Source organism: Pseudomonas fluvialis (assembly GCF_014207935.1).
GTDB lineage: Bacteria > Pseudomonadota > Gammaproteobacteria > Pseudomonadales > Pseudomonadaceae > Aquipseudomonas > Aquipseudomonas fluvialis_A.
The window spans coordinates 234,240-246,840 of sequence record NZ_JACHLL010000002.1; the positions used below are offsets into that span (position 1 = coordinate 234,240).

The following is a 12,601-nucleotide window of genomic DNA, read 5'->3' on the forward strand; positions in this document are numbered from 1 at the left end:
ATCAGCGCAGCTGGTTGAACAGGTTGAGACCGGCAATCTTGACGTAGCTCTGTTGCGCCGCCTCCAGCACGATGGTCTGGAACGACAGCCGCGACAGCGCCTCGGCGTAATCCAGCTCACCCAGCTCGGCCTGAGTGGCCTTGTTGACCAGCGTCACATCCTCGTTGTCATTGGCCGTGGACTCGACCAGATTCAGGCGTGCGCCGATCTCGGTCTGCACTTCCAACACCTGCCCCATGCCATTGTCCAGGTTGCTCAGGGCGATACTGACCTCATCGCGAACCAGCAGGTTGCCCGCCGAGCCGGCCGGAGCCGATTCCAGTGCCTGACGCAGGCGCGAGATGGTATTGAGGATGCTGCGCTGCTCGGGAGAAATGGCCTGCACACTGAACTCATCCCCAGCCGCTGCAAAGCTGCTGATGGTGAAATCGGCGCCATACAGGCTGATGGTTTCCGGGAAGGCCCCGGCCAGCGCACCGCTGGCAACCGGGGTACTGCCTGCACCAACCGGCTGGGCATAGACGTCATAGTTGCTGGCACTGGTAAAGCGCAGCAGCAACCCGGACACCGGGAACTGCGCGTCGAAGGTTGCCTGGTTGCTGACGGTGCCCGCGGTGAGCAAGGCCGTCGACGTATTGGCTCCGCCGCGGATCAGCGCAAAATCAGTGGGCGACGACTGCAAGGTAAAGGTGTGGGTATTGATGCCCGGCACCCCTGGCGTGGCCGTATCGGCCAGCAGCCCGTCCAGATCGAGGGCGTTATCGCCTTGCTGCAACACCACATCCAGCTGGAAGCGCATGCCGCGGAAATTGATGACATTGCCACCACTGACCAATGGATCGATCTGCCCGCCGCCTGTGGCCTCGGCTGTCACATCGGTGCCGGCTGCATCGTAGATGCGGAACTCGGTACCGCTGACAAAGGCCAGCGAATAGGGCTCACCGGCCTGAAAGTCGGCCCGGTAGACATCGGAATCCTGAACCAGCCCCGGCGACATGAACACCCGCTCGGTGCCGGCGGCGCGGGCCGGGATGGTGGTAGCCGGCAGTGGCGGCGTGGGCAGCGCCGCGTTGTCGATACCGGCGAAATTTTCCGTGCGATTGGCGTTGGTGACATTCTCGAACAGGCGCTGGCCATTGTCGTTGATCGCCACCGTCGTCGAGTTGGCCACCTGCAGGCTGCGCTGCCCCTCGTCGCCCTGATAGCTGTAGGTGCCATCGGGATTGCGCAGGAACGGCTGGGTCTTGCCCAGGTAGCCGGAAAACAGGTAATCACCCTGGGCATTACGGCTGTTCATCAGGTTGAGCAGCTCGTTCTCACGCTCACCCAGTTCCTTGGCAATCGACTTGCGATCCTCGCCAGACAACGCGCCACCACCGGCCTGAACGGTCAGCTCACGGATGCGTTGCAGGACGTTAACCACCGAGTTGAGGGTCGTTTCTTCCTGGGTCAGGCTATTTTTCGCCGCGGTGAGATTGTCCTTGTACTGCGACAACAAGGCTTCCTGCTGATCCAGCTGCAACAGGCGCACCGATGCCACCGGGTCGTCGGCCGGGGTAAGGATGCGCTTACCACTGCTGATCTGCTCCTGGGTGCGGGTAACGCTGGCGTAGTTGCGCTGCAGGCCGTTAACGCCGTTGTTGAATGCCTGCAGACTGGATATGCGCATGACCATGATGGCGCACCTTAATTGAAGGTATTGATCAGAGTATCAAACAGACTGCGGGCGACCTGGATGATCTGCGCCGAAGCCTGGTAATACTGCTCGAACTGAATCAGCTTGGCGGCCTCCTCATCCAGGCTGACGCCGGAGATCGAGTCGCGGTTGTCGGTGGCCTGCTTGAGAATCGCGCTGGTCGCCTCGCCATCCACCCGCGCCTGGCTGGTCAGGGTGCCGACCCGCTCGACCAGATCGCCATAGGCATCGGTAAAGCTGGAGCCGGTTGTGCCCGGCGCGGCCAGGTTGACACCAATGACCGCACGACTCTGCAGTTCGGTGAGTTTCAGCGCGTTACGGTTGTCGGCCACGCCATTGGCATTGAACGATACCGTGAAGTTGTCACCTTGCGCCGGACGACCGCTGATCGTGACCTGAAAGTCGAAGGTGCTGGGCACCGAGGGCGGGCCTGCCGAGGCCGGCACACTGATGCTGACGGTATTGCTCTGGCCGGGAATGAAGCTGCCACTGGTCAAGACGTTACCGTTGATATCCACCACATCGTAATTCTGCGTGGCGCCACCGGCTGCCCCCATGACGATACGCATGGGCGGCGCATTGCGCAGGCTGGTTTCCAGATTGGCCTGGGCGGTAGCGTCGTAGATGTCGATCTCGGTCGTTACGCTGGGCTGGCTGAGCACGCCACCGCCACTGTTGCTCGGGTTGCTGACCAGCTTGAGCGGCGACGCGAAGGCCAGCTCCTCGGCGCGGGTCATGTCCATGCGCATGTAGCTGCCTTCATTACGCGTAGGCGTAATGCGGAACACATCACCCGCGGCAAAGGTGCCGGAAGCCACATTGAGGGAGAAACCGTCGAACTGCAGGGGAATGGCACTGCCAATGTCATAGGGCGCCGGCGCCGTGACCAACGGCGTGCTCGGGTCGGCATCATCGTCATACAGCGGCTGAATCATCTGCCCATCCGACACCCGGCGCACCGTGTACTCGGTTGCGCTGGTGAAGGTCACTTCGTAGTCGCTGGTGCTCAGCTGGCTGCTGTCCTCGATCAGCACATTGAGATTGGCCGACGTATCACTGTTGCCAACACGCGCCAGGCTGCGCTGGCTGACCAGTGCCGGATCATTGATCGAGCGAAACAGCTCCTCGCCAAACTGGCCATTGAGATCCAGACCCTGGCCCAACTGGCGATTGACCTGATCGGCCACGGAAATCGCCAGGCGCCCAACCGAGTTGAGGGTGACGTCCAGCACATCCTCGCGGTAGCGAATCAAGCCGCCCATCTCGCCACCGGTGATCAGCGAGGTGACGCCCTGTACCGAGTTGCCACTGACGAACTGCACCTCGCTGCGCAGTGGATCGGCCAGGCCGGGAACCACCTGCAGCTTCGCGGCCTGATTGCTGACCACCAGCGGCTGACCGGAGCCGATGAACAGGTTGTAGGTATTGTCATCCTGCGGCACCACGGTGACACCGATGAACTCAGACAGCTTGCGCACCGCTTCTTCGCGGGCGTCGAGCAGATCATTGGGTTGCTGGCCGTTGGCCGAGGCGATGGCAATCGCATCGTTGTAGCCGGCAATCGAACCCGCCAGCTGGTTGACCTGATCGGTGACCGCCGACAGCTGCTTGTTGATGAAACCGTTCTGTTCGTACAGGCGGTCGTAGATGGTGTTGAAGCGCTTGGCTACGCCTTCCGCTTCGGACAACACCAGTTGCCGCGCCGGAATGTTGGCCGGATCCTCGGCAGCCGTCTGCAGGGCGTCGAAGAAGCGCTGCAGCCCCGGCGTCACACCGGTGGTGCTACCGGCCAGCAACGAGTCGAGCTGGTTGATCTGGCTCAGGTAAGCGTCGGTATCGCTGTTGAGTGCCGTGGCAGAGCGCAGCTGGGTGGTCAGAAACTCGTTATAGATACGCCGCACATCGGTCAGCGTGGTTCCGGAGCCGATGTAGCCAGCACCGAACTGCTGAGGCACGCGGGTGGCCTGCACCGTCTCCTGGCGGGTAAAGCCCGCGGTGTTGACGTTGGTGATGTTGTGGCCGGTGACGGTCAGCGAGGTCTTGTTGACCGACAGGCCCGACAGGCCAATGTTCAGAAGATCAGCCATGTGCCACCTCAGCCGCGCGTGGACTCGGCATCAGCGCTGGCTACCGCTTGGTAGGCCTGCATCTGCCGGGCGATCTGGGAGATCTTGCGCGCGTATTGCGGGTCGGTGGCATAACCGGCCTGCTGCAATTCGCGCACGAAGCCCTCGGGGTTGTTATCGGCCTTCTCCAGCGCCTCTTGATAACGCTGGTTGCCTTTGAGGAAGCTCACGTAGTCCTTGAAGCTGTGTTCGAACGACTCGTAGGCCCGGAAGGACGCGGCCTCACGGACGGCCTTGCCACCCTTGTACTCGGTGGTCAGCACCCGCGCGGACTCGCCTTCCCAACCGCCCAGCGACTTGATGCCGAACAGGTTGTGGCTGCTCGAGCCATCCTGCTGACGAATGATCGACTTGCCCCAGCCGGTTTCCAGCGCCGCCTGGGCCACCAGATAGCGTGGGTCGATGCCGAGGCTTTGCGCCGCTTCTTCAGCCATGGGCAACATGGTGGCGACGAAGTCCTCTGGCGAGGCGAAGGCGGCCTTGCCCGGCGCCAGCGGCGGCTGGGCAATACGCCGGCCACTGATGGCATCGCTGCCAGCCACGTTGAGCGGCTTGCTCTGCGGTGCGGCAAACGCCTGCGCCGGCACCCAGTCGGCACCACTCAGCGGTTGCGCCGCCACATTTGCGGTCGTCTCACCGGCTGGCGGCACGATACCGGCCAGAAGGCGGTCAGTCAGCTTGCTGGGCAACGACAGGCGCCGCTGGTTGAGCAGCTTGGAGTCGTCACGCGCCGTATCGGACACCGTTGCGGCCGCACTGCCCTTCTCTGGCCACACGGCCTTCTGGGTGGCCGCCACCTGGGCAAAGGGATTGGGGCGGCTATCGGCCTGTTTCATCTTCGACATCTGCCGTACCAGCACATCGGCCAACCCCATGCCCTGATTCTTGGCCAGGGTCACCGCCAGTTGCTGATCGTGCATGCCTTCGTAGAACTGGGTGTCCTTGCTGTTCATGAAGTTGCCATCGGCAAATACCTGATTGGCCGAGCGCATGGCTTTCATCATCTCATTGAGAAACAGCGATTCGAATTCCTGGGCGACCTTGCGCAGGTTGCCCTCGCTGTCACGATCCTTGCCGACCTTGAGCTGATTCAGGCGATTGAGATCGGTATAGGCGCCGGAGTCGACACCACCACCGATACCAGCCATCAGACGGGAATCCATGCTGGCCTCCTCAGATCACGATCAGGTCGGCTTGCAGGGCGCCGGCCTGTTTCAAAGCTTCAAGAATGGCCATCAGGTCCGAGGGCGCTGCGCCCACCTGATTGACCGCCCGCACGATCTCATCCAGCGTGGTACCGGGGCCGAACTTGAACATCGGTTTGGCCTCCTGCACCGCATCCACCTTGGAGCGCGGCACCACGGCCGTCTGCCCACCCGACAGCGCTTCCGGCTGGCTGACGATCGGATCTTCGGTGATGGTCACGGTCAGACTGCCGTGGGTTACGGCGGCCGGCGACACCTTGACGTTCTGCCCGATGACGATGGTGCCGGTGCGCGAATTGATGATGACCTTGGCCGCCGCCTGGCCCGGATCGACTTCCAGGTTTTCCAGGATGGCCATGTAATCGACCCGCTGACTGGCCTCAATCGGCGCACTGACCCGCACCGAGCCGCCATCCACGGCGCTGGCCACACCCGGACCGAGCAGTTCATTGAGCTTGTCGACGATATTCTTGGCCGTAGTGAAGTCCGGGCGATTGAGGTTGAGGGTCAGGGTATTGCCCTGTTCGAAACCACTCGGCACCGGGCGCTCGACGGTCGCGCCGGACGGAATGCGCCCCGCCGTCGGCACGTTGACGGTAATCCGCGAGCCATCGCTACCCTCGGCATCGAAACCACCGACCACCAGATTGCCCTGGGCCACCGCATAGATGTTGCCGTCGATCCCCTTCATCGGCGTCATCAGCAGGCTGCCGCCGCGCAGGCTCTTGGCATTTCCGATGGCAGATACGGTGATGTCGATCTGCTGACCCGGCTTGGCAAACGGCGGCAGGTCGGCATGGATCGACACCGCGGCGACGTTCTTCAGCTGCACGCTGCCACCCGCCGGCACCTTGATGCCGAACTGCGCAAGCATGTTGTTGAAGGTCTGCAGGGTGAATGGCGTCTGGGTGGTCTGGTCACCCGTACCATTGAGACCGACCACCAGTCCGTAACCGATCAGCTGGTTGCTGCGCACACCCTGGATGCTGGCAATGTCCTTAAGCCGCTCGGCATGGGCGGGGGGCGCCAACAACAACCACAGCAGGCAGAGCACGGCCACCAGGCTGTAGGAGATGCCGTCTTGATCGGCGCGGGGTTGTCTGTTCATGAGTTTCACCTGTTCAGAACGGCCACAGCGGGCTCATGAAGAAACGATCCAGCCAACCCGGCTGGCTGGCATCGGCGAAGGCACCGGTGCCGGAATAGGTAATCCGCGCATCCGCTACCCGGGTCGAAGCCACGGTGTTGTCGGTGGCGATATCGTCTGAACGGATCATCCCGGAGATACGCACCAGTTCGTCACCGGTATTCAGGGTCAGCCATTTCTCGCCTCGCACGGCGAGGATGCCGTTGGGCAGTACATCGGACACGGTGACGGTGATCGAGCCGGTCAGGCTGTTGCTCTGCCCGGCCTTGCTGTCGCCTTCGGTCTCACGGGTTGCGTTGTATTCCGCCCCCAGACTGAGGTTGCTGCCATTGATCGGATTGAGACCGATATCCGGGTTATCCACCGATACCGAGCCACCGAACAGCGAGGTCAGGCCGATATTCGCCGTGCTGTCCTTGGCCATTGCCGAGTTGGCGTTCTTGCTGGCCTGGGTCTTCTCGTTGAGGGTGATGGTGATGATGTCGCCGACACGGAACGCCTTGCGGTCGTTGTACAGGTCCATGCCGAATCCCGACTGGAAGATCGCCCCGTTGTTCTGCGCCGCCGGCAGTGGCGTGCGCGGCAGCACCGGCGCGTAGTAAGGATCATTCGGCTTCGGCGCCGGTGCCACACAGCCCACCAGCAGGCTGGCGCCCAGGAGCGTGGAGCAAAGTGTCAGCCGTTTCATGTCCCTTACCTCACTGCGACGGGATCAGACTCAGAGGTTCTGCGTGATGAACGAGAGCATCTGGTCGGCGGTGGAAACCACCTTGGAGTTCATTTCATAAGCACGCTGGGTGGTGATCATGTTGACCAGCTCCTCCACCACGCTGACGTTGGAGTTCTCCAGCGTGTTCTGCAGCACGACGCCTAGCCCTGTGAGACCCGGGGTACCCACTTGCGGCGCACCGCTGGCGCCGGTTTCCAGGAACAGGTTGTTGCCGATGGCCTGCAGACCGCCCGGATTGATGAAATCGGCGGTCTGGATATTGCCCACGACTTGTGGCGTCGGATTACCGAAGGTGGTAACCGACACGGTGCCGTCTTCACCCACGGTAAAGCTCTGAGTTTCCGGCGGAATGACGATGGCCGGCTCCAGCGCATAACCGTTGGAGGTAACCAACTGACCGTCGGAACTCAGATGGAAGCTGCCATCGCGGGTATAGGACGTAGTGCCATCCGGGAGCAGTACCTGAAAGAAGCCGCGACCGTTGATTGCCATGTCCAGCGGCTGCTCGGTGGTCTGCAGACTGCCTTCGGTGAAGATCTTCTGCGTACCGACGATACGCACACCGGTACCCAGCTGCAGTCCGGACGGCAGCTCGCTGTCCTGGGTCGACTGTCCGCCGGGCTGACGCCGGATCTGGTACAGCAGATCCTCGAACTCGGCGCGATCACGTTTGAAACCCGTGGTGGAAACGTTGGCCAGGTTGTTGGAAATGGTCGTCAGGTTCATGTCCTGGGCAGACAGACCCGTTTTGCTGACCCACAGTGCCGGTAACATCGCAGCTCTCCTCGGGCGCCAAGTTCATGGCGCCCTCTTCTACTGATTAGCTAAGTTGCATGACCCGTGCCACAGCCGAGGCGTTGTCCTCGGCTGTGCGCATCATCTTCACGTGCAGTTCAAACTGGCGAGCCAGAGCGAGCATCGAGGTCATCTCGGCGACCGCATTGACGTTGCTGCTTTCCAGAAAGCCCGAGGTCAGCCGTACATTCGCATCGGCCAGCTGGGTTGCCGGCTCTTTCAGGCGGATCATGCCGTCCTCGCCCTTGACCAAGCTCTTGGGATCGGGATTGACCATCTTGATCCGATCAACCTGCGCCACCACGTTCGGCGCCTCCCCCAGCGAACGGATACTGATGGTGCCGTCCTGGCCGATCTCGATCTGCTGCTGCGGCGGCACGGCAATCGGCCCGGCGTTGCCGAGCACCGGCAAACCGCTGCCGGTACGCAACATACCCAGGGCGTCAATTTTCATGCTGGCAGTACGCACATAGGCTTCGCTGCCATCAGGCGCTTGCACGGCCAGCCAGCCCTGCCCCTCGATAGCCACGTCCAGTTCGTTACCGGTTTCCTGCAGAGTGCCTGGCGTGAAATCGGTAGCCGGCCTCTCGCTCATGGCATACACCCGCGCCGGATAGCCGTCACCGAACAGCGGCATGGAGCGCGCCTGTTCAAAATCGCGACGGAAACCACTGGTCGACAGGTTGGCCAGGTTGTTGGCATGGGCACGCTGAGCCAGGGTGTTCTGGCTGGCGCCGCTCATGGCGAGGTAAAGCATCTTGTCCATGTCACTCTCCGCAATGGGGCTAACCCCGTGCTGTTAAAGAGACATGAGCAAAGCCTGTGCCAGCATCGAAGCATCAGCACAAGCAATTGATTTTAAATAAGATATTTTATGGAATTGAATATTGCCGGCCAGCGCATGCCGGCAACGGCAAGGTGAATTTGCCGCCACCTGCCGGTGGCGGCAACCTCATTAGCGGATATTGAGGATGGTCTGGGTAATGGCGCTTTCGGTCTCGATCGTCTTGGCGTTGGCCTGGTAGTTGCGCTGCGCCACGATCAGGTTGACCAGCTGGTCCGACAGCTCGACGTTGGAATCCTCCAGCGCGCCGGACTGTAATGCGCCCAGCGTACCGGTGCGCGGCGTACCCACTACCGGCTCACCGGACTGGAACGACTGCACCCAGGCGGTCTTGCCCACTGGCGTGAGCCCCTGCACGTTGGCAAAGTTGGCCAGCACCACCTGCCCCTGGATCAGCGACTGCCCATTGGTATAACGGGCAAAAACGATACCGGTGTCATCGATTTCCAGACCAGACAAAGTGCCAGTGGTATAGCCGTTCTGCGACACACTGCTGACCGCAAACGCACTGGCGAACTGGGTCGCCTTGGTGATATCGATATTGATGCCCGTCGGACTGGCCGTCGCGCCATTGGAGCTCCATACCGGCGGCACAGCATTATCCGGCGCCGCCGGCACCCAGTTGGTCAGGTCAATGGTGCCATCGGCATTGACCGTGAAGTCCGCCGAGGTGGTCGCAGCCGTATCCAGCTGCCCGGCCGTGGTGTAGGTCAGGTTGGCCACAAAAGGCGAGGTCAGGGTCGGATCATTGGGATTGCGACCATCGATCAACACGTTCATGTTCCAGGTATTGGGGCCCGTCTTGACGAAATACTGGGTCAGTACATGGGCGTTGCCCTGCGTGTCATAGACGTTGGTTGAGGTCGACGAGTTGTAGCTGGTCGGATCAGCCGGATTGAATGGCGCCGTCACCGGCACGCTATTGGTGGAGTTCAGGTTGAACACCTGATCCATGGTCGAGGTCGCCTGCGGTGCCTGGCTGGCAGTCTGAATCTGCAGATCACTGACCACACCGTTTTGCAGGTTGCCACTGGCATCCACGGCATAACCCTGCAGACGATAGCCGAAGTTGTTCACCACGTAGCCGTCCCGGTCCGTGCCAAAGTAGCCGGCGCGGGTATAGCCGATATCACCGTTGTTACTGGTGACGAAGAAGCCATTGCCGTTAATCGCCATGTCCAACGCATTCTGCGTGTAGTTGATGTTGCCCTGGTTGAACAGCTGCGACACATCTCCGAGGAGCACACCACTGCCCTGCGGGTTGGAGCCTGAGCCCAGTACCGACGCCGCGTAGACGTCGGCGAACTCGGCGCGGGACTGTTTGAAGCCCACGGTCCCGGCGTTGGAGATATTGTTACCTGTCACGTTCAGGTCACTGGTGGCGGCGCGCAGCCCGCTAAGACCGATATTGAAAGCCATGATGAACTCCTTAGCCGTTCAAGCGGCTTACTGACCGATGACCTGAACCTTGGACAGCCCGATGCTGCCAAGTCCAGCCAGATTGAGCATGAGCTCGCCACCATTCTGACCCAGGGTGACGCTATCCACGTTTGCCGGCAGCATGGTCGACAAAGCCTTGTTTTCACCATTGATCGAAGCCTGCGCCTCGAAGCGGTAAGCACCTGGCGGCAAGGTATTGCCGCTGGAGTCCTTGCCATCCCACATGAAGCTGACATTGCCAGCGGACTGCTGCCCCAGATTGACTCGATTCACCACAGAGCCACCGTTGTCATAGACATTGACCCAGACATTGGGGCTGCTGGCGGGTAGCACTGCCGTAGCCTTGAATGTCTGCGCCGTGTCCACTTGCGCCCTGTCCGTCGGCACGATGACCTTGCGCCCAACCAGAGACGAAGCCTGCAGAGCCTGAGATGACTGGTAGCCGGACAACAGCGACTCCATGCTGGTATTGAGTTTCTCGATGCCTTCGACCTGACTGAACTGCGCCAACTGGGCAATGAACTCGCCATTTTCCTGAGGAGAAAGTGGATCCTGGTTATTCAGCTGGGCCACCAGCAGGTTGAGGAACTCGTTCTTGCCCAGTTCCTTGTCAGTCTTGGTCTCCGTTTTCAGCTGATACTGATCAAGCACACTTCCGGTGGCATTGACGCCGCTACTAATACTCATGGCTGCTCAACTCCTTGCGCTTACTGACCCAGCGTCAGCACACGCTGCATCATCTGCTTGGCGGTATTCATCATTTCCACGTTGGTCTGGAAAGCCCGGCTGGCAGAGATCATGTCTGCCATTTCTTCGACCACGTTGACGTTGGGGTAATACACATAACCATTGGCATCGGCGGCTGGATGATTGGGCTCGTAGCGCGGCATCAGGCTGGCCTGATCCTCGATCACGCCCAGCACCTGCACCCCGGCACCGGAATTGTCCTGCTCGGCAAACAGCGAGCCACGATCACCATTGGCTGCCTGATCGAACACCGTGGCAAAGACCGGATGGCGGGCCCGGTAAGTCTGATCGATGCTCGACGAGACGGTCTCGGCGTTGGCGATATTGCTGGAGATGGTATTCAGGCGAGTACTCTGGGCACTCATGCCGGTTCCTGCGATGTTGAAGACGCTCGACAAGGACATGACTGCTCTCCGTTATTCGCCGCGCAAGGCGCCCATCAGGCCCTTGAACTTGCTGTTGAGGAAGGTGAAGCTGGCCTGGAACTGCACCGCATTCTCCGCGTAGCGCGCCTGTTCCTGCTGCATATCCACCGAGTTCTGGTCGAGCGACGCATGCATGGCACCGCGAAAGCGCAGGGCCGGATCGGCTACTTCAACGCCTTCTAGGGCAAAGTGCTGCTCATGGGTACGCTGCATGCGCATACCGCTATCACGCTGCTGGGACTGCTCGGCCAGCACCGCCGAGAACTCCAGATCGCGCGCCTTGAAATTGGGGGTGTCGGCATTGGCAATGTTGTTGGCCAGCACTTCGGCACGCTGGGCGCGAAAGTTCAGCGCCTGCTCATGGATACCTAGGGCTTTGTCGAAGCTGATGCTCATGGCCGTTACCTGCCGATCTGTGGTGACAGCAAGACTTCAGCAAAGCCCATGCCAAATATAATTACTCTTATATTTCAACAACTTAAAAAATAAATAACCCTCCACGGCAAGGCGAGCGGCAATCCTTATCCGCCTACCGGCAAGGACAGTCAAAACGCAGGCGAAAAAAAACGGAAAGCTCAGCCTTCCGTTTTCATATGGCGCGACCGCAGTCATTTGACCTTGTAGATGATCCCCGGGCTGCACTGCACCATCTGGTAATGATCCGGCAAACCATTGAGCGCTTCGGATGCCCCCAGGAACAAATAGCCTCCCGGCTTCAACGTGGCATGAATCCGCGTGAGGATGTCCTTCTTAACCTCGGCCGAGAAATAAATCAGCACATTGCGGCAGAACACCACATCGAACTTGCCCAGACTGGCATAGCTGTCCAGCAAATTCAGCGCGCGGAATTCGACGCGATTCTTGATCGCCGGCTTGAGCGCCCAGCGCCCAGGCCCCTTGGCATCAAAGTAGCGATTCAGACGTTCCTGCGACAAGCCACGCCCCATCGCCAGACTATCGTACTCACCTGACTTGGCTGCATTGAGCATGGAGCCGGAAAGATCAGTGGCCACAATCTGTACACCAGCCTTGAGCTGACCAAGATTGGTCTTCTCGAACTCATCCAGCGTCATCGACAGTGAATAGGGCTCCTGACCGGAGGAGCTGGCTGCCGACCAGATGCGCAGACGCTGGCCGGGGTTGGCCTTGATCAGCTCCGGCAGAACACGCGCCTTCATCACCTCGAAGGGATAGGTGTCACGAAACCACAGCGTCTCATTGGTGGTCATGGCATCGACCACCTGCTCCTTGAGACCACCACGTGGCTGAGCCTGCATGCGCTGAACCAGCTCGCCCAAGGTTTTGATGCCTTGCTGCTCCATCAGCTTGTTCAGGCGACTGGACACCAGATACTGCTTGTTGCTGCCCAGCAAGATGCCGCAGGCCTTCTCCAGAAAGACGCGGAACAGCTCAAAATCAGCGTTTACAGACACTACTCAGGCCTCG

At 60.5% G+C, this 12,601-nt stretch carries 12 protein-coding genes; all 12 read right to left on the minus strand.

The features are described 5' to 3' along the window. Position 1: 1 nt before the first annotated feature. The 12 genes from HNP49_RS06160 to cheR all read right to left on the minus strand — a co-directional run bounded on the left by HNP49_RS06160 (position 2) and on the right by cheR (position 12,588). Complete coding sequence (locus HNP49_RS06160) at positions 2–1,675, minus strand: flagellar hook-associated protein 3 (protein WP_260407080.1); 1,674 nt, start codon at positions 1,673–1,675, stop codon at positions 2–4. A gap of 11 nt (positions 1,676–1,686) precedes the next feature. Beyond that, positions 1,687–3,783: a flagellar hook-associated protein FlgK gene (gene flgK / locus HNP49_RS06165; RefSeq protein WP_184681558.1), complete on the minus strand. Its 2,097-nt coding sequence runs from the start codon at positions 3,781–3,783 to the stop codon at positions 1,687–1,689. Positions 3,784–3,791: 8 nt separating this feature from the next. After that, positions 3,792–4,985 (minus strand): flagellar assembly peptidoglycan hydrolase FlgJ, encoded by a 1,194-nt coding sequence (gene flgJ, locus HNP49_RS06170; RefSeq protein ID WP_184681559.1) that lies wholly within the window; start codon positions 4,983–4,985, stop codon positions 3,792–3,794. A 10-nt stretch (positions 4,986–4,995) separates the two neighbouring features. Continuing rightward, on the minus strand, positions 4,996–6,135 hold the full coding sequence (locus HNP49_RS06175) for a flagellar basal body P-ring protein FlgI (protein WP_184681561.1): 1,140 nt from the start codon (positions 6,133–6,135) through the stop codon (positions 4,996–4,998). A gap of 13 nt (positions 6,136–6,148) precedes the next feature. Continuing rightward, complete coding sequence (gene flgH / locus HNP49_RS06180) at positions 6,149–6,862, minus strand: flagellar basal body L-ring protein FlgH (RefSeq protein WP_184681562.1); 714 nt, start codon at positions 6,860–6,862, stop codon at positions 6,149–6,151. A gap of 30 nt (positions 6,863–6,892) precedes the next feature. Next, entirely contained in the window at positions 6,893–7,678 is a 786-nt protein-coding gene (flgG, locus tag HNP49_RS06185; protein ID WP_184681564.1) for a flagellar basal-body rod protein FlgG, read from the minus strand. A gap of 46 nt (positions 7,679–7,724) precedes the next feature. Next, on the minus strand, positions 7,725–8,465 hold the full coding sequence (locus HNP49_RS06190; RefSeq protein WP_184681565.1) for a flagellar basal body rod protein FlgF: 741 nt from the start codon (positions 8,463–8,465) through the stop codon (positions 7,725–7,727). Positions 8,466–8,654: 189 nt separating this feature from the next. Then, entirely contained in the window at positions 8,655–9,962 is a 1,308-nt protein-coding gene (gene flgE / locus HNP49_RS06195) for a flagellar hook protein FlgE (RefSeq protein ID WP_184681567.1), read from the minus strand. Positions 9,963–9,989: 27 nt separating this feature from the next. Continuing rightward, positions 9,990–10,670: a flagellar hook assembly protein FlgD gene (gene flgD / locus HNP49_RS06200; RefSeq protein ID WP_184681568.1), complete on the minus strand. Its 681-nt coding sequence runs from the start codon at positions 10,668–10,670 to the stop codon at positions 9,990–9,992. A 20-nt stretch (positions 10,671–10,690) separates the two neighbouring features. Then, complete coding sequence (gene flgC, locus HNP49_RS06205; RefSeq protein ID WP_184681570.1) at positions 10,691–11,134, minus strand: flagellar basal body rod protein FlgC; 444 nt, start codon at positions 11,132–11,134, stop codon at positions 10,691–10,693. A gap of 12 nt (positions 11,135–11,146) precedes the next feature. Next, entirely contained in the window at positions 11,147–11,551 is a 405-nt protein-coding gene (flgB, locus tag HNP49_RS06210) for a flagellar basal body rod protein FlgB (RefSeq protein ID WP_184681571.1), read from the minus strand. 212 nt (positions 11,552–11,763) lie between these two features. Next, positions 11,764–12,588, minus strand: a complete 825-nt coding sequence (cheR, locus tag HNP49_RS06215) for a protein-glutamate O-methyltransferase CheR (RefSeq protein ID WP_184681573.1) — start codon at positions 12,586–12,588, stop codon at positions 11,764–11,766. Positions 12,589–12,601 lie beyond the last annotated feature (13 nt).